The following is a 17,074-nucleotide window of genomic DNA, read 5'->3' on the forward strand; positions in this document are numbered from 1 at the left end:
CCCGCGGTGCCCGAGCTCCCCGAGGTCGAGGTCGTCCGCGCCGGCCTCGAGCCCGCGGTTGCTGGTGCGCGCATCACGGGCGTCGAGATCCTCGACGCGCGCTCCCTCAAGCGGCACGACCCGCTCGAGGGCGCGTTCGTCGACCTGCTCGTCGGCCGCGTGATCACCTCGGCCGTCCGCCGCGGCAAGTTCATGTGGCTGCCGCTCGAGCCCGAACCGACGGGTGACCGCACCGGCCCGCGCGCCCTCGTCACCCACCTCGGCATGAGCGGGCAGGTGCTGCTCCGCGAGCCCGGCTCCGACCCCGACGGCCTGCTGCGGATCCGCATGGGCATCGAGCACCCCGCGCACGGCGAGCTCGTCGTCGCGTTCGTCGACCAGCGGATCTTCGGCTCGATGGCCGTCGACCGCCTCGTCGCGACACCCGACGGGCACGCGGGCGGACGGGGATCGACCGCCGCGCTGGTGCCGACGCAGGTCGCCCACATCGCGCGCGACCCCCTCGACCCGGCCTTCGACGACGAGCAGCTGCTGTCGCGCCTCGCCCGGCGGCGCACGGGGATCAAGCGCGCGCTCCTCGACCAGACGCTCGTCAGCGGCATCGGCAACATCTACGCCGACGAGGCGCTGTGGGCCGCGCGAATCCACTACGCGCACCCCACCGACCAGCTGGGTCGCGGTCGCGCGCTGCGGCTCCTCGCCGAGGTGCGCCATGTGCTCGCGCGGGCGCTGGCCGAGGGCGGCACGAGCTTCGACGCGCAGTACGTCAACGTCAACGGCGCGTCCGGCTACTTCTCGCACTCGCTGAACGCCTACGGGCAGCAGGGCAAGCCCTGCCCGCGCTGCGGCACGCCCATCGTGCGCGAGGCCTTCATGAACCGCGGCTCGCACTTCTGCCCGCGCTGCCAGGCGCTGCCGGATCCGGACGCCGCGGCGGCCTGAGCCACCTGCCGGTCAGCGCGCCGGTCCGACCTCGCGCAGCCAGCTGCCGCTCGTGCCCACGTGCGCGAAGCCGAGCGCCTCGTTCACCCGGAGCATCGGCCGGTTCTCGTCGGCGTTCCATGTGACGACACGGTCGACCTCGGGCGCCTGGCGGGCCAGGTGCCGCAGGTTCTCGGCCTTGAGGAGCATGCCGAGGCGATGGCCGCGGTGCTCGGCGAGCACCAGGGTGTCCTGCTGGTACGAGTAGGCGTGCCCGTCGGAGCGGCGCCCGCTGGGGGAGACGGCGATCTCCGTGAAGCCCACGAGCTGGCCCGTGGCCACGTGCTCGGCCGCGGTCGTCAGCCCGACCCGGCCCGAGGAGGCGCGGCGGGCCTCGGCCGCGCGGATCCGGTCGGAGTCCCACGGGTCCTCGGTCTGCGGGAGGTCACCCTGCGGGGCGTCCGTCGACATGCGGGTGTGCAGGACGGCGAGGTCGTCGAGGAGGCGCTCCGGCGTCGCGTCCACCCACGAGATCACGCGGTAGGCGTCGCCCGCGGCAAGGCGCGCGTCGGCCAGGTGGGCGTCGAGCGTCGGCGCGGCTGACGCCGTGTCGAGCGAGCTGGTCCGCGCCGTCTGTCCGAGCCGGTAGCCGGCGTCGACGACGAAGCGCGAGGAGGGGTCGTCGGCCCCGACCGCGCCGATGCCCGCGGGCGACGGGATCGGCGCGCCGGTCGCCTCCGGACGGTGCATCGTGAAGCCGGTGAGCGTCCGGCAGCCCTCGTCGACGGCGATCCGCTCCACGCGCTCGCGCAGCGCCCGGCCGATCCCGCGGCGGCGGTGCTCCGGCAGCACGGAGACCGCGACGTCGGAGGTCGTCGGGTCGTGGAGCCACGTCGTGAGCAGGCCGCGGCCGACGACGCGGCTGTCGACGCGCGCCGCGAACAGGCGCTTCCGCACGTGCTCGACGTCGGCGTAGTCGGCGATGAGCTCCTCGGGCAGCCAGACGAACGCGTCGTGCCCGAGGTCATGGGACTGCGCGCGGTTGACGACGTCGGTCAGGGCGACGAAGTCGTCCCACCCCGCGGAGCCGACCACGACGGGCGGGCGGACCTCCACGACGTCGAAGGCGAGGTCGTCGTCGGAGTGCGGCATGGTGGTCTCCCTCGGGGTCGCGCGGGCGGGGCGGGCGGCGCGACCCACGCTATCGGCGGCGGGCTGCGCGGGCCCGCCCGCGCGCGGCTCCCGGCCGCGGCCCGCGGGTCCGGTACCGTGATCCCGACCATCACGCGAGGAGGGCGACGGGCGTGCACCTGAAGAGCCTGACCCTCAAGGGGTTCAAGTCGTTCGCGCAGCCGACCACGTTCCAGTTCGAGACCGGGGTCACCTGCGTCGTCGGGCCGAACGGATCCGGCAAGTCGAACGTCGTCGACGCCCTCGCCTGGGTCATGGGCGAGCAGGGCGCCAAGACCCTCCGCGGCGGCAAGATGGAGGACGTCATCTTCGCCGGCACGTCCACCCGCGGGCCGCTCGGCCGCGCCGAGGTCACGCTCACGATCGACAACGCCGACGGCGCGCTGCCCATCGACTACACCGAGGTCGCGATCCGGCGCACGCTCTTCCGCAACGGCGGCAGCGAGTACGCGATCAACGGGACGTCCTGCCGGCTGCTCGACGTGCAGGAGCTGCTGAGCGACTCGGGGCTCGGCCGCGAGATGCACGTCATCGTCGGCCAGGGGCGCCTCGACAACGTCCTGCGCGCGACGCCCGAGGAACGGCGCGGCTTCATCGAGGAGGCCGCGGGGATCCTCAAGCACCGCCGCCGCAAGGAGCGCACCCTCCGCAAGCTCGAGGGCATGCAGGCCAACCTCACGCGACTCAACGACCTGGCGGGGGAGATCCGCCGCCAGCTGAAGCCCCTCGGACGGCAGGCGGAGGTGGCGCGCCAGGCGCAGACCGTCGCGGCCGTCGTGCGCGATGCCCGCGCGCGGCTGGTGGCCGACGAGGTCGTGACGCTGCGGCGTGCGCTCGCGGAGCACACGCGCACCGAGGAGGAGCGCACGACCGAGCGCATGGTGCTGCAGGAGAAGCTCGACCGCGCCGTCCTCCGCTCCGAGCGCATCGTCGAGGAGCAGGAGGGCGACGAGGTCGACGGCGCCCGCCGCACGGCCTTCGCGCTCGAGCAGGTGCAGGAGCGCCTGCGCAACCTGCTCTCGCTCGCGCAGCAGCGGCTCGCGCTCCTCGGATCCGCGGACGACGCCCCCGAGACGGCCGCCGGCACCACGCCCGGGCAGGTGCAGGAGTCCCGCGACGAGGCCGAGCGCCTGGTCGCGCTCATCGCCGAGGCCGAGGCGGGCTGGGCGTCCGCGCGCCAGGCGACCGCGGCGGCGCGGCAGGCGCTCGACGCGCTCGACGAGGAGATCCAGGCCCAGAGCGCGCTCGTCTCCCGGCACGACCTCGAGATCGCCGGGCTGACGGGTCGCGCGGAGACCGCGGGATCGCGGCTGGCGGCCGTCCGCGGCGAGGTCCTCCGGCAGCAGAACGCGCTCGACGCCGCACGTGCCCGGCTGGCCGCCGCCGAGGCGGAGCGGGAGCGCGGCGAGGCGGAGGGCGAGGCCGACGAGCAGGGCGGATCCGAGCTGACGCGCGCCTACGAGGACGCGCAGGCCGACGTCGCCAGCGAGGAGTCCGCGATCGAGGCCGTGCGCGAGGAGCTGCACGCCAAGGAGCGGGAGCGCGACGCCCTGGCCGCGCGCGAGCAGGCCCTCGCGAGCGCGCTCGACCAGCGCGACGGATCCAGCGACCTCGTCGCCGCGGGCATGCCGGGCGTCCGCGGCCTCCTCGCCGAGCACGTCCACGTGCAGCCCGGCTACGAGGCCGCGGTCGCCGCCGCGCTCGGATCGCTCGCCGACGCGGTGCTCGCCGAGACGCACGACGACGCCGTCGCGGCCCTCCGGCGCGCGGTCGATGACGACCTGGGGCGCGTCGAGGTGGTCGTCGCCGGATCCGCCGACGGACGGGTCGCGGAACCCACTGGGGGCGCCCCCGGTCCCGTCCCCGTCTCCTCCGTGGTCGACGCGCCCGACGGCGTCCGACGCATCCTCGCGGGCGTCGTCGTGGTCGACGACCTCGCGCAGGCGGTCGAGCTGGCGCGGTCCCCCGGGAGCCCGGCCACCGTGATCACCCGCGGCGGCGACGTCGTGTCGGCGCACGTGCTGCGCGGCGGATCCGGCGCCACTCGCTCCAAGCTCGAGCTCGTCGCCGCGCGCGAGGCCGCCGCCGCCACGCTGACGGGCGTCCGCGCGCGCATCGACGACCTGCAGGTGGACCTCGCGGCCGGCCGGGAGCGCCTCCGCGCCGCCCGGGAGCGCGCGTCGGCCGCGCTCGGCGGCCTGCGCGAGGCGGACGCGCGGCTGGCCGCGCACGCCGAGCGCCTCAGCCGATCGCGCGCGCAGGCCGAGTCCGCCGCGGCGGAGCTCGCGCGCGTGCAGCGCGGCCTCGACCTCGCGAGCGCGTCCGTGGAGGAGGCCGTCGCCGCGAACGACGCCGCCCGTCGCGCGCTCGACGAGGCGCGATCCCGCCCGCGTCCTGTCCTCGACGCGAGCGGCCGCGACGCCCTCGTGGCCGAGTGGGAAGCCGCGCGCGAGGCCGAGATCGAGGCGCGCCTCCAGGTCGAGACCGCCCGCGAGCGCGTCCGGGCCGAGCAGGAGCGCACGGTCTCGCTCGAGCGCCGTCTCGCGGCGGAGCGCGCCGCCGCCGAGGAGGCCGCCCGCCGCCAGGTGATCCGCCGCCGCCAGATCGCGCGCGCCGCCTCCGTCGCCGACGCGCTGCCCGCCGTGGTGCGCGCCGCCGATCGCAGCACAGCCGAGGCGCGGCTCGTGCTCGCGCGCGCCGAGGAGTCGCGCGCCGGCCGCAACGCCGAGCTCGCCGCCCTCCGCCGCGAGGAGGCCGAGCTGCGGGAGCGCCTGCACGGGATCACCGAGGACGTGCACGGCCTCGAGCTGCAGATCTACGAGAAGCGCCTCCAGGTGTCGCAGCTGCTCGAGCGCGCCGCCAGCGAGCTCGGGCTGGGGGAGGAGGTGCTCGTCGCGGAGTACGGACCCGACGTCCCGGTCCCCGAGGAGGCACCCCTCCCGCCGCGGCAGCGGCAGCCCGCCGCCACCGACGCTCGAGACGACGCCGACGCGGATCAGGAGGAGGACGGCCAGTCCGCCGACACCGCGGACGACGCCACCCCCGATGCGGACCGCTCCGCCGATCCCGCCGTGGACGACGACGACGAGCCCGGCCCCACCCGCCCCTTCGACCGCGAGGAGCAGAAGGCGCGCCTCCAGGTCGCGGAGCGCAAGCTCGCCCAGCTCGGCCGCGTCAACCCGCTCGCGCTCGAGGAGTTCGCGGCCCTCGAGCAGCGCCACCTGTTCCTCACCGAGCAGCTCGCCGACCTGACCGCGACGCGCAAGGACCTGCTCACGATCATCGACGACATCGACCGCACCATGCAGGGGGTCTTCGCGGCCGCGTTCGAGGACACTCGGCAGGCGTTCGACCGCGTCTTCCCGATCCTCTTCCCGGGCGGGACGGGCAGCATCCACCTCACGGATCCGGAGCAGCTGCTCACGACGGGCATCGAGGTGAGCGTGCGGCCGGCCGGCAAGCGCATCGAGCGGCTGTCGCTTCTCTCCGGCGGGGAGCGCTCGCTCGCGGCCGTGGCCCTGCTCATCGCCATCTTCACCGCCCGGCCGAGCCCGTTCTACATCATGGACGAGGTGGAGGCGGCCCTCGACGACGCCAACCTCGGCCGCCTGCTCACGATCCTCGAGCAGCTCCGCGACACCTCGCAGCTCATCGTCATCACGCACCAGAAGCGCACGATGGAGATCGCCGACGCGCTCTACGGCGTCTCGATGCGGCAGGACGGCGTGAGCGCGGTCGTCGGCCAGCGCGTGAGCCGCGACGCCCGCACCGAGACGGCACCCGGCGCCGCGGGCGAGGCCGCGCCCGAGCCCGCCCGCGAGGAGCAGGCCGCCTCCTGACCCGCGGCTACGCTGGGCACATGGCAGCCCGCACCCCCTGGTCCCTCTCTGGCGCGCTCCGCGGCATGTTCGCGAAACCCACGATCGACGAGACCACGTGGGACGACCTCGAGACCGCCCTCATCACGGCGGACTTCGGCCCCGACGTCACCGAGGCCACCATCGACGACCTCCGCGAGAAGGTCGAGCGCTACCGCACGACCGACCCGCGCGACCTCCAGCGCATGCTCCGGGAGAGCATCGAGGAGCGGCTCGCGAAGCACGACCCGACGCTGAAGCTGAGCGCCCGGCCCGCCGTGATCCTCGTGGTCGGCGTCAACGGCGTCGGCAAGACCACCACCATCGGCAAGTTCGCGAAGTTCCTGCGCAACTACGGCCGCACGGCCGTCGTCGGCGCGGCGGACACGTTCCGCGCGGCCGCCGTCGACCAGCTCGCCACATGGGCCGACCGCGCCGGCGCCGAGATCGTGCGCCCGCAGCAGCCCGGCCAGGACCCCGCCAGCGTCGCCTTCCAGACCGTCGAGCACGCGATGCGCACGGGCACCGAGATGGTGATCATCGACACGGCCGGCCGCCTGCACACCAAGGGCGGCCTCATGGACGAGCTGTCGAAGATCCGCCGCGTCGTCGAGAAGCAGTCGCCCATCGCCGAGGTGCTGCTCGTGCTCGACGCGACGACCGGCCAGAACGGGCTCGCGCAGGCGCAGGCGTTCATCGAGCACGGCGGCGTCACGGGGCTCGTCATCACCAAGCTCGACGGATCCGCCAAGGGCGGCTTCATCCTCAACGTGCAGGAGCGCACGGGCATCCCCATCAAGCTCATCGGCCAGGGCGAGGGCATCGGCGACCTCACCGGATTCACCCCGCACGTGTTCGCGCAGAACCTGGTCGGCTGATCCCACCCGGTCCGACGTCGGGCCGGCGCCGGTTAAGCTGGACGCACCATGGCTACCTTCGGAACACTCTCGGACCGCCTCGCCGAGACCTTCAAGAACCTGCGCGGCAAGGGCAAGCTCAGCGCCGCGGACGTCGACGGCACCGTCCGCGAGATCCGTCGCGCGCTGCTCGAGGCCGACGTCGCGCTCGACGTCGTCAAGGCGTTCACCGCGTCCGTCCGCGAGCGCGCCCTCGGCGGCGAGGTCAGCCAGGCGCTGAACCCCGCCCAGCAGGTCGTGCAGATCGTCAACGAGGAGCTCGTCGCGATCCTCGGCGGCCAGCAGCGCCGCATCCAGTTCGCGAAGAGGCCGCCGACCGTGATCATGCTCGCCGGCCTGCAGGGCGCGGGCAAGACCACGCTCGCGGGCAAGCTCGGCAAGTGGCTCGCGAAGGACGGGCACACGCCCATGCTCGTTGCGGCCGACCTTCAGCGCCCCAACGCGGTGCAGCAGCTGCAGGTCGTCGGCGAGCAGGCGGGCGTCCCCGTCTTCGCGCCCGAGCCCGGCAACGGCACGGGCAACCCGGTGCGCGTCGCCAAGGACGCGATGAAGCACGCGGTCGGCAAGCAGTACAGCGTCGTCATCATCGACACCGCCGGCCGCCTGGGCGTGGACGCCGAGCTGATGAAGCAGGCCGCGGACATCCGGAAGGCCACCGACCCGGACGAGGTCCTCTTCGTCATCGACGCCATGATCGGCCAGGACGCGGTCGCGACCGCGAAGGCGTTCCAGGACGGCGTCGACTTCACGGGCGTCGTGCTCTCCAAGCTCGACGGCGACGCGCGCGGAGGAGCGGCCCTCTCGGTCGCCTCCGTCACGGGCCGCCCCATCATGTTCGCGTCCACGGGCGAGGGCCTCGACGACTTCGAGCCGTTCCACCCCGACCGCATGGCGAGCCGCATCCTCGACCTCGGCGACATCCTCACCCTCATCGAGCAGGCCCAGCAGGCCTTCGACGAGGAGGAGGCGATGGAGGTCGCCCAGAAGCTCGCGAGCGACACCTTCACGCTCGACGACTTCCTCAAGCAGATGCAGCAGCTGCGGGGCAAGGGCTCGCTGAAGAAGATGATGGGCATGCTCCCCGGCATGAGCGCCATGAAGGAGCAGCTGGAGAACTTCGACGAGAAGGAGATCGTCCGCACCGAGGCGATCATCCAGTCGATGACGAAGGCCGAGCGCCAGAACCCGAAGCTCCTCAACGGCTCGCGCCGGCTCCGCATCGCCCGCGGATCCGGCATGACCGTCACCGACGTCAACGGCCTCGTGCAGCGCTTCGAGCAGGCCTCGAAGATGATGCGCACGGTCGCCCGCGGCGGCATGCCGCAGATCCCCGGCATGGGACCGATGCCCGGCGCGCACTCGAGCCGCAAGCCCGTGCAGCAGAAGAAGAAGGGCTCGAAGTCGGGCAACCCGGCCAAGCGCGCGCAGGAGAACGCCGCGCTCGCGTCGGGCCAGCGCATCGGCGGGCCCCCGGCTCCCGCGGGATCCGGCTTCGGACTCGCCGGGGCGGCCAAGGGCGGCGCCAACAGCGCCCCGAGCGAGGAGGAGCTCGCCTCGCTGCAGAAGTTCCTCGGGCGCTGACCCGGCGCACGACCCGAGGGCCCTCCCGCGCGAGCGGGAGGGCCCTCGTCGCATGCCTGGACGTGGGCCGCGCGACATGCCAGCGTGGGTCGTGCATCGTGGCACCCCGTCGCGGTCCGCGCGTCAGGAGCCCCCGTGTTCGCACCCGTCACCGCCTTCAGCGGCTTCAGCGTGGACGACGTCCCCGCTGCCCTCGCCTTCTACCGCGGGACCCTCGGTCTCGAGGTCGAGGAGGTCCCCGAGATGGGCATGCTGCGGCTCATGCTCCCCGGATCCGGCGCCCGCGTGCTCGTCTATCCGAAGCCCGGCCATGAGCCGGCGACCTTCACGGTCCTGAACCTCGCGGTCGACGACGTGGAGGCGGCGGTGGTCGAGCTCAACGCCCGCGGCGTCGAGACGGCGATCTACGCGGACCTGCCCACGGACGCGCGCGGCATCATGCGCGGCCACGGCCCGGACATCGCGTGGTTCCGCGACCCGGCGGGGAACGTGCTCTCGGTCATCGCGGCCGACTGAGCCCCGGCGGCCCGCGAGCCCCTTCGATCGGAAGCGCGTCCGCGGCCGGACGCGCATCCGGCACGGGGTGCGCGTCCGGCTCCGCGGATCAGACCGAGCAGCGGCCGGAGTCGACCGGGGCGCTGGCCCCGGCCTGCTGCAGCACGGGCGCGATCTCGTCGAGCGTCATCGCGTATCCCGTCTGCGCGTCGACGGTCGATGTCGCGAACACGAGGCCGACCACGCGGCCCTGCGCGTCGAACAGCGCGCCGCCCGAGTCCCCGGGGCGCACCGTGCCGCGCACGGAGTAGACCTCGCGCGTCACGGGCTGCTCGTGCTGGATGTCGGTGCCGATGGCCTCGACCACCTCGCGGATCCGCGCGCCCGTGGCCTGGTACGGCCCGCCGCCCGGATAGCCGGCCACGACGGCCTCGTCGGACGCGGCGAGCTCGTCGCCGAGCGCGAGGGGCGCGGCGGTGAGGCCGGGGACCGCGAGGACGGCGACGTCGCGCGCGGGGTCGAACACCACGAGGTCCGCGCGGAGCAGCTCGCCCGTGCCGCCCTGCTGCACGTAGACCTCGTCGGATCCCGTCACCACATGCGCGTTCGTCACGACGCGGTCCCCCTGGACGACCCAGCCGCTGCCGGACGAGGACGTGCCGCACGCCGGCGCCGACGAGAGGATCTTCACCACGCTCGCCGCGGACCGCTGCACGGCCTCGGGCACGTCCGCGTCGGGTGCGGCCGTGTCGGCGATCGCCTCCTCGCCGTTCGCGAACACCCGCGGGTAGCCGACGTCGTGGAGCGCGTCGTCGAGCGCCGAGAGGGCGGTGCCGCTGGAGATCGGCGAGACCCGGTCGAGCGCCTGGACGATGCGGGACGACGACGCGAGCTGCACCGCGGGGATCACACCGCTGGAGCCGAGGAAGCCGCCGATGAACCAGACCGAGACCGCCCAGGCCGCGAGACCCGCGACGGCGCCGATGCCGCGGTCGAGGCCGCGCGCGGCGCCCCGCGGGCGGAGGAGGCGCGTGAGGACGCTGGCGACCTGCGCGAGGATGCCGCTCACGAGCGAGGTCGTGACGAGCATGAGGATCGCGGCCGCGAAGGTGCGGCTGATCCCGGTGGCCACGCCGAACTGGTCGAGCAGCGCCAGGAAGGCCGGCGTGATCCACAGCGCCAGCAGCACCCCGACCACGATGCCGGCGAGCCCGGCGATAGTCACGATGGCCCCGCGGCGCCAGCCGGCGAGGGCCGCGAGCACGGCGACGACGAGGATCACGATGTCGACGGCGGGGCTCACCTGCACAGTCTGCCCCGCGTCACCGGCCCAATCCTGAGCGCAGCTCCTCGACGAGGTGCGTCACCACGGGGGCGAGCGCGCCGTCGTTCTCCTCGGCGACCCGCAGCTGCCGCTGGTAGCTCGCGCCGCGGTCGACGATGTCGAGGATCCCCCGCAGCTCCGCCTCGCAGCCGAGCGCGTCCGCGGTGGGGGAGAGGCGCTCCACGAGCGCCCGGGTGTCGTCGCCGACGAGGGCCTCCTCGCCGGCGGCGTCCTGGATGATGATGGCGTCCATCCCGTACCGGGCCGCGCGCCACTTGTTCTCGCGCACGAACCACGGCTGCATCCGCGGGAGCTCCTCGCCGCGGTCGAGCGCGGCTGACAAGTCGTGCACGAGGCACTGGACCAGGGCCGCGAGCGACGCGATCTCCCCGAGCGTCGAGACGCCGTCGAACACGCGCGTCTCGAGGGTGCCCCACTTGGGCGCCGGCCGGATGTCCCAGCGCAGCTCGCTGTGGTGGTCGATGACGCCGACGTGCGTCATGTCGCCGATGAGCCGCTCGTAGTCGGCCCACGTCGTGAGGTCGGGCGGCAGCCCCGCGGTCGGCAGCTGCTGGAACATGAGCGCCCGGTTTGACGCGTACCCCGTCTCCTGTCCGGACCAGAACGGGCTCGACGCGCTGAGCGCCTGGAACCGGGGGAGGTGCACGAGGAGCGCGTTGAGGATCGGGAGCGCCTTCGATCCGTCCTCGATCCCGACGTGCACGTGCACGCCCCAGATCATCATTTGCCGCCCCCACCACCTGGTGCGGTCGAGCAGCGTGGCGTACCGCTCGTTGTCGGGGGTGACGTCCTGGTCGGGCCAGGCGCTGAAGGGGTGGGTCCCCGCGCACATGAGGTCAATGCCGAGCGGGTCCGCGACGTCCACCACCCGCTCGATGAGCCGCGCGAGGTCGTCCACGGCGTGCCCGACACGGGAGTGCGGCGCGCTGACGACCTCGACCGTGTTGGTGAGGAACTCCCCGGTCACGTGCGGGTGCGCGTCGTCGTGGGGGAAGGAGCGGAGGATCTGCGGCGCGACGCCGGCGAGCTCCCCCGAGCCGCGGTCGACGCACGCGAGCTCCCACTCGATCCCGACGCGGGACGGGGGCTGGCGGGCGAAGTCGATCTGCATGCGGGTCCTGCCGTCCACGGGGTCTCGGGGCGCATGCGCCGGGTGTCGTCCGATCATGCCACGCACCCCTCGGGAGGGCCGGGCGATGACGCCGTGCGGCGCGCCGACACCGGGGGTCCCGGCCGGGCCCGGCGTCTGCCATAATGATCTGTCGAGTCCGCGATCGTCCGACCCTCTAATCAGGCGCCGCGAGACCCCATCGAACCAATGCCGAGTGTGCCCCCACGCTCACGGCCGTCAGTTCACCCCACACAAAAGAAATTCAGGAGAATTGTGGCTGTCAAGATCCGTCTGAAGCGCCTGGGCAAGATCCGCGCGCCGTACTACCGCATCGTCGTCGCCGACTCGCGCGCCAAGCGCGACGGCCGCGTCATCGAGGAGATCGGCAAGTACCACCCCACCGAGGAGCCCTCGTTCATCGAGGTCCAGTCGGAGCGGGCGCAGTACTGGCTCTCCGTGGGCGCCCAGCCCACCGAGCAGGTCGAGGCCCTCCTCAAGCTCACGGGCGACTGGGGTCGCTTCAAGGGCGACAAGGACGCCGTCTCCACCGTCCGCACCCGCGAGGCGAAGCCCGCCTACGTCGCGGACGAGAAGAAGAAGCCGGTCCTCAAGCCGAAGACCGAGAAGGCCGCGCCCGAGGCCGCTGCGCCCGAGGCCGAGGCGACCGAGGAGCAGGCCTAGCCCATGCTCGCTCCCGCGCTCGCTCATCTGGTCAAGGGCATCGTCGAGCACCCGGACGACGTCTCCGTGACGAGCAAGGGATCCCCCCGCGGCGAGGTCCTCGAGGTGCGCGTGCACCCCGAGGACCTCGGCCGGGTCATCGGCCGAGCGGGTCGCACCGCGAAGGCCCTCCGGACGCTCGTCTCGGCTCTCGCCGACGGCCAGCGCGTCCGCGTCGATGTGGTGGACACCGATTCCTGAGGACATCGTCCGTGACCCCGCGGCGTTCCGCGTGGGCCGGCTGACCAAGGCGCACGGGCTCAAGGGAGCGGTCAAGCTCGAGCTGTTCACGGACGACCCCGACAAGCGGTTCGTCCCCGGAGCCGAGTTCTCGCTCCAGGTCCCCGACTCGTCCCCCTGGCACGGACGCACCCTCACGCTCACCGAGCTGCGCTGGTACAACAGCCACCCGGTCGGGTTCTTCGAGGGCGTCGCCGACCGCACGGCCGCCGAGTCGCTCGCGAAGGCCATCCTCTGGATGACGCCGCCGGCCGACGAGCCCGCCGAGCCCGATGCCTGGTACGACCACCAGCTGGTGGGCCTGAAGGTCCTCCGCGACGGCGTCGAGGTCGGCACCGTCTCGCTGGTCGACCACTTCCCGGCTCAGGACCTGCTGCATGTCGACACCCCGTCCGGCACGGTGCTCGTCCCGTTCGTGCAGGCCATCGTGCCATCGGTGGACGTGGAGGCCGGCACGCTCGTCATCACGCCGCCGCTCGGCCTGTTCGAGGAGATCCCGGACGAGCAGCCGACGCCCTCCGCGACGTCGGATGCCGAGCCCGGGTCCGCCCCCGAGGGCGACGACGCCCGCTGACATGCGGATCGACATCGTCTCGATCTTCCCCGAGTTCTTCGGGGTGCTCGACATCTCCCTGCTCGGTCGCGCGCGCCAGTCCGGCCTCATCGACCTCCGCCTGCACGATCTGCGCGCCTTCACCCACGACCGCCACCGCACCGTGGACGACACGCCCTACGGGGGCGGAGCCGGCATGGTGATGCGCCCGGAGCCGTGGGGCGAGGCGATGGACGAGGTGCTCGCCGACGACACGGATCCCGTCGTGATCTTCCCGTCGCCCGCCGGCGAGGTGTTCACGCAGGCCATGGCCCAGGAGCTCTCCGCCGAGCCGCACCTGGCGTTCGGCTGCGGTCGATACGAGGGCATCGACCAGCGCGTCGTCGACCACACCGCCACCCGCGCCCGGGTGCGCCTGGTGAGCCTCGGCGACTACGTGCTGAACGGCGGCGAGGTCGCGGTCATGGCCATGATCGAGGCGATCGGCCGGCTCGTGCCCGGCGTCGTCGGCAACCCCGCGAGCCTCGTGGAGGAGAGCCACTCCGACGGCCTGCTCGAGCACCCCAGCTACACGAAGCCGCCCGAGTGGCGCGGTCTCGCCGTGCCCGACGTGCTGCGCAGCGGCAACCACGGCGCCATCGCCGCATGGCGACGCGAGCAGCAGCTCGAGCGCACCCGCCGCGTCCGCCCGGACCTCCTGCCCGACTAGGCCGGCGCGGCGCGGGCCCGCAGGCGTCCCGGCGTCAGGAGCGGGCGGTGAGGATCAGCGGGCCGGACTCGGTGATCGCGACCGTGTGCTCCATGTGCGCGCCGCGCGAGCCGTCGGCGCTGCGGAGGGTCCAGCCGTCCTTGTCCGTGTATATCTCGTCGGTGCTCTGCAGGAACCACGGCTCGATCGCGATGACCAGTCCGGGACGCAGCGGGACGCCGCGGTTCGGCCGACCCTGGTTCGCGATGTGCGGATCGCTGTGCATGGTGCGACCGACGCCGTGTCCGCCGAAGTCCGTGTTGACCGAGTAGCCGGCCTCGGTCGCGACCGCGCCGATCGCCGCCGAGATGTCGCCCGTGCGCCCGCCCGGCTGCGCGGCGCGGATGCCCGCCTCGAGGGCGGCGGTCGTCACCTCGATGAGGCGGACGTCCTCCGCGCGGGGCGTGCCGACGATGACGCTGACAGCCGAGTCGCTGACCCAGCCGTCGACGGACGCCGCGAAGTCGAGGCTCAGGAGGTCGCCGTCCTGCAGCCGGTAGTCGTGGGGGAGCCCGTGCAGCACGCCGTCGTTGACGGACGTGCAGAGCACCTTGCCGAAGGGCATGGCGCCGAAGGACGGGTGGTAGTCGATGTAGCAGGACTCGGCGCCGCGCGCGCGGATCATGCGGTGCGCCTCGCGGTCGAGGTCGAGCAGGTTGACTCCGACGTCGGCCTTCGCGGCCAGGGCCGTGAGCACGGAGGCCACGAACTCCCCGGCGGGTCGCATCTGGTCCATCTCGGCGGGCGTTCGCAGTTCCATCACGCGAAGGATCCTACGGGAGCGGGGATCCCGACCCTCCTGCGATGCCCAGGATCCGCTCCTAGCATGGGGCGATGCAGCACTCCCCGGCCCTCGGTCTCCGTCGCGCGCTCTACCGCTGGCAGTTCGCCGCGGTCGTCGTGCTCCCCGCCTGGCTCCTCGTCGGCTGGGCGGCCGCCGGCTCCGGCGGATGGGAGCTCCTCCTCGTGATGCTCGCGGTCGGCGCCCTCGGGATCGCCCTGCTCGCCGCCCTCGGCCTCGTGCTGGCCCGGCGGTCCGTCCGCACCGCGCGGGCCGTCTCCCCGGCGGACGCGCTGGCCATGGGCGTCGTGACCCTCGCCGTCATCGGCACGGGCACCTACTCCGTCGTCAGCACCTGGTGCGCGGTCATCGCGGCCCTCGCCGTCGTCGCGCTCGTCGCGCTCGCCATCCGGCAGCTGCTCGTGGAGACGAGAGCGCGGATGCAGGAGGTCATCGCCGTCATCGAGCGGGACGCCCAGCCGCGACCGCCCGAGTGGAAGGCCGCCGAGGGGCCCGACGCCGGACGCACCATCCGGCTGGAGTGACCGGCCGCGCGAGGACCTGCGCTTTGCGCTCGACGCGCCCGAGGTGACACAATGGGCGATCGTGCCTGCCGTCGACCCTGCCACGGGGGAGTCGGCCACTCATGCGGGCCGTTCCCCTTCCAGACATTGATGCGCAGTCGACCCGTGGCGGTTGCAGAGAGCGGTACACCATGCACATCCTCGATTCCGTCGACAAGGCGTCGCTGCGGTCGGACATCCCCGACTTCCGCGCCGGCGACACGGTCAAGGTCCACGTCAACATCGTCGAGGGCAGCCGCTCGCGCATCCAGGTGTTCCAGGGCATCGTCATCGGCCGTCAGGGCGAGGGCGTCCGCGAGACGTTCTGCGTCCGCAAGGTCAGCTTCCAGGTCGGCGTCGAGCGCACCTTCCCGGTGCACTCCCCGGTCATCGACCACATCGAGGTCGTGACGCGCGGCGACGTGCGCCGCGCCAAGCTCTACTTCCTGCGCGACCTGCGCGGCAAGAAGGCGAAGATCAAGGAGAAGCGCTCCTAGCGCATCCCCACCTGTCATCCCACTGGGCTCCCGGCGCATATGCTTGCCGGGAGCTCAGGCGGTTAAATGACAGACAGCACGGCACCCGTGGGGACGAGATCCTCGGGCAGGCACAGCGGCAGCGGGTCGCGTGGATGGAAGACGTTCCTCCGGGACGTCATCGTCATCTTCGTGGTGGCCCTCCTGGTATCCATCCTGATCAAGGCGTTCCTGATCCGGTCCTTCTACATCCCCTCGGCGTCGATGGAGGACACCCTCCAGATCAACGACCGCATCGTCGTCAATCAGCTGACTCCGCGGCTGATGCCGCTCCAGCACGGCGACGTCGTGGTGTTCCGTGATCCGGGCGGTTGGCTGACGCCGTCGCCTGAGGTCGACAAGCCGCCTCTCGCGGCCGCCGTCGACTGGGCGCTCACCACGGTGGGCCTCTCCGCGTCCGACAGCAACGACCACCTCATCAAGCGCCTCATCGGGCTGCCGGGCGACCATGTCGTCTGCTGCAACTCCCTCGGCCAGATGAGCGTCAACGACGTGCCCCTCGACGAGCCGTACCTGAAGCTCGTCCCCGGCGACACGCGCGCGTCCGACGTCGACTTCGACGTCACCGTCCCTGCGGACTCCCTCTGGGTGATGGGCGACAACCGCGGCAACTCCGCGGACTCGCGCTACAACGTCGACGGTCCCACGAAGGGCTTCGTGCCCATCGACCACGTGGTCGGCCGCGCGTTCGTCATCACCTGGCCCATCGACCGCTGGTCGATCCTCAGCGACCACCCCGAGACGTTCGGCGACGTGCCCGACGCGGTCCCCGCCGGCTGATGCCGGTCGCCGATCCGACGTTCGAGATCGAGCACGAGCTGCTCGGCGCCGGCGCCGCCCTCGTCATCGGCTGCGACGAGGTCGGGCGCGGTGCCCTCGCCGGCCCGGTCGCGGTGGGCATGGCGGCTGTCGGCCCCGACGCGGATGCGTTCCCGGTGGGCCTGCGGGACTCGAAGATGCTCAGCGAGAAGCGCCGAGAGGCCCTGCACCCGCTGGTGTCCGCGTGGGCGGGGCACTCCGCGGTCGGCATGGCGTCAGCCGAGGAGGTGGATGCGCTCGGGATCACGGCCTGCCTCGGCCTCGCCGGGCGGCGTGCGCTCGTCGAGCTGCACCACCTCGGCGTGCCGCTCCTCGACAGCGTGGTGCTCCTCGACGGGTCCCACGACTGGCTCACGCCCGCGCTCGTGCATCCGGTGCCGGTGCGGCTCCGCGTCAAGGCCGACCGCGACTGCGCGTCGGTGGCCGCGGCGTCGGTGCTCGCCAAGGTGCACCGCGACCGCCTGATGGCCGCGTGGCACGAGGAGTCGCCCGAGTACGGCTGGGCAGGCAACAAGGGCTACGGGAGCCCGGCCCACCTCGACGTGATCCGCGCGAACGGGGCGTCGCGGATCCACCGGCGCACGTGGCTCACCGGCGTCCTGGCTTCCCCGGGTGCCTGAGGCCCTTCCTCATTCGGGCCCGGGCGCGGCATCCCGTGGGCGGGGGGTCGGGCGGCGGCCCCGGCCGGACGGAGGC

General features: G+C 73.2%; 17 protein-coding genes. 13 read left to right on the forward strand and 4 right to left on the reverse strand.

Going from position 1 to position 17,074, the window contains the following annotated elements:
- Positions 1 to 6 precede the first annotated feature (6 nt).
- A complete protein-coding gene (mutM, locus tag CMS_RS03765) occupies positions 7 to 942 on the forward strand; it encodes a bifunctional DNA-formamidopyrimidine glycosylase/DNA-(apurinic or apyrimidinic site) lyase (RefSeq protein ID WP_012298176.1) in 936 nt (311 codons plus the stop codon).
- Positions 943 to 954: 12 nt separating this feature from the next.
- Here the strand turns inward: mutM and CMS_RS03770 are convergent, their stop codons facing one another.
- Complete coding sequence (locus tag CMS_RS03770; RefSeq protein WP_012298177.1) at positions 955 to 2,073, reverse strand: GNAT family N-acetyltransferase; 1,119 nt, start codon at positions 2,071 to 2,073, stop codon at positions 955 to 957.
- A 152-nt stretch (positions 2,074 to 2,225) separates the two neighbouring features.
- On the opposite strand from CMS_RS03770, the gene smc reads away from it, so the two are divergent.
- The 4 genes from smc (at position 2,226) to CMS_RS03790 (ending at position 8,983) form a co-directional block, all read left to right on the forward strand.
- Positions 2,226 to 5,951 (forward strand): chromosome segregation protein SMC, encoded by a 3,726-nt coding sequence (gene smc / locus CMS_RS03775; protein WP_012298178.1) that lies wholly within the window; start codon positions 2,226 to 2,228, stop codon positions 5,949 to 5,951.
- 20 nt (positions 5,952 to 5,971) lie between these two features.
- Positions 5,972 to 6,847 carry a signal recognition particle-docking protein FtsY gene (ftsY, locus tag CMS_RS03780; RefSeq protein WP_012298179.1) on the forward strand — a complete coding sequence of 292 codons (876 nt, stop codon included), beginning with the start codon at positions 5,972 to 5,974 and terminating at the stop codon, positions 6,845 to 6,847.
- A gap of 48 nt (positions 6,848 to 6,895) precedes the next feature.
- Positions 6,896 to 8,467, forward strand: coding sequence for a signal recognition particle protein (ffh, locus tag CMS_RS03785; RefSeq protein ID WP_012298180.1), 1,572 nt, complete (start codon positions 6,896 to 6,898; stop codon positions 8,465 to 8,467).
- 135 nt (positions 8,468 to 8,602) lie between these two features.
- A complete protein-coding gene (locus CMS_RS03790; RefSeq protein WP_012298181.1) occupies positions 8,603 to 8,983 on the forward strand; it encodes a VOC family protein in 381 nt (126 codons plus the stop codon).
- An 88-nt stretch (positions 8,984 to 9,071) separates the two neighbouring features.
- Here CMS_RS03790 and CMS_RS03795 read toward each other — a convergent pair whose 3' ends face one another.
- Both CMS_RS03795 and CMS_RS03800 read right to left on the reverse strand, forming a co-directional pair.
- A complete protein-coding gene (locus CMS_RS03795) occupies positions 9,072 to 10,265 on the reverse strand; it encodes a MarP family serine protease (RefSeq protein ID WP_223842717.1) in 1,194 nt (397 codons plus the stop codon).
- A gap of 19 nt (positions 10,266 to 10,284) precedes the next feature.
- Positions 10,285 to 11,418 carry a glutamate--cysteine ligase gene (locus tag CMS_RS03800; protein ID WP_041464852.1) on the reverse strand — a complete coding sequence of 378 codons (1,134 nt, stop codon included), beginning with the start codon at positions 11,416 to 11,418 and terminating at the stop codon, positions 10,285 to 10,287.
- A 273-nt stretch (positions 11,419 to 11,691) separates the two neighbouring features.
- Between CMS_RS03800 and rpsP the strand changes: the two genes are divergently transcribed.
- Genes rpsP through trmD form a run of 4 tightly spaced genes read left to right on the forward strand, consistent with a single transcriptional unit; the run spans position 11,692 to position 13,640 of the window.
- Positions 11,692 to 12,099 carry a 30S ribosomal protein S16 gene (gene rpsP / locus CMS_RS03805; protein ID WP_012298184.1) on the forward strand — a complete coding sequence of 136 codons (408 nt, stop codon included), beginning with the start codon at positions 11,692 to 11,694 and terminating at the stop codon, positions 12,097 to 12,099.
- 3 nt (positions 12,100 to 12,102) lie between these two features.
- A complete protein-coding gene (locus CMS_RS03810; RefSeq protein ID WP_012038054.1) occupies positions 12,103 to 12,339 on the forward strand; it encodes an RNA-binding protein in 237 nt (78 codons plus the stop codon).
- The gene (gene rimM / locus CMS_RS03815) at positions 12,317 to 12,952 is read left to right on the forward strand and encodes a ribosome maturation factor RimM (protein WP_012298185.1); all 636 of its coding nucleotides are present in this window, start codon (positions 12,317 to 12,319) and stop codon (positions 12,950 to 12,952) included. The genes CMS_RS03810 and rimM overlap by 23 nt, the downstream gene beginning before the upstream one ends.
- Before the next feature lies 1 nt (position 12,953).
- Positions 12,954 to 13,640, forward strand: a complete 687-nt coding sequence (gene trmD, locus CMS_RS03820; RefSeq protein ID WP_012298186.1) for a tRNA (guanosine(37)-N1)-methyltransferase TrmD — start codon at positions 12,954 to 12,956, stop codon at positions 13,638 to 13,640.
- 34 nt (positions 13,641 to 13,674) lie between these two features.
- Here trmD and map read toward each other — a convergent pair whose 3' ends face one another.
- Positions 13,675 to 14,442 (reverse strand): type I methionyl aminopeptidase, encoded by a 768-nt coding sequence (gene map / locus CMS_RS03825; protein ID WP_012298187.1) that lies wholly within the window; start codon positions 14,440 to 14,442, stop codon positions 13,675 to 13,677.
- A gap of 71 nt (positions 14,443 to 14,513) precedes the next feature.
- Here map and CMS_RS03830 point away from each other — a divergent pair, with 71 nt between their 5' ends.
- From CMS_RS03830 to CMS_RS03845, 4 genes are all read left to right on the forward strand, one after another.
- A complete protein-coding gene (locus CMS_RS03830) occupies positions 14,514 to 15,005 on the forward strand; it encodes a hypothetical protein (protein ID WP_012298188.1) in 492 nt (163 codons plus the stop codon).
- A gap of 170 nt (positions 15,006 to 15,175) precedes the next feature.
- Positions 15,176 to 15,520 carry a 50S ribosomal protein L19 gene (gene rplS, locus CMS_RS03835; protein WP_012298189.1) on the forward strand — a complete coding sequence of 115 codons (345 nt, stop codon included), beginning with the start codon at positions 15,176 to 15,178 and terminating at the stop codon, positions 15,518 to 15,520.
- 66 nt (positions 15,521 to 15,586) lie between these two features.
- Positions 15,587 to 16,339, forward strand: coding sequence for a signal peptidase I (lepB, locus tag CMS_RS03840; RefSeq protein WP_012298190.1), 753 nt, complete (start codon positions 15,587 to 15,589; stop codon positions 16,337 to 16,339).
- Positions 16,339 to 16,998: a ribonuclease HII gene (locus tag CMS_RS03845; RefSeq protein ID WP_012298191.1), complete on the forward strand. Its 660-nt coding sequence runs from the start codon at positions 16,339 to 16,341 to the stop codon at positions 16,996 to 16,998. The genes lepB and CMS_RS03845 overlap by 1 nt, the downstream gene beginning before the upstream one ends.
- Positions 16,999 to 17,074 lie beyond the last annotated feature (76 nt).

It is taken from the genome of Clavibacter sepedonicus (genome assembly GCF_000069225.1).
Taxonomy (GTDB): domain Bacteria; phylum Actinomycetota; class Actinomycetes; order Actinomycetales; family Microbacteriaceae; genus Clavibacter; species Clavibacter sepedonicus.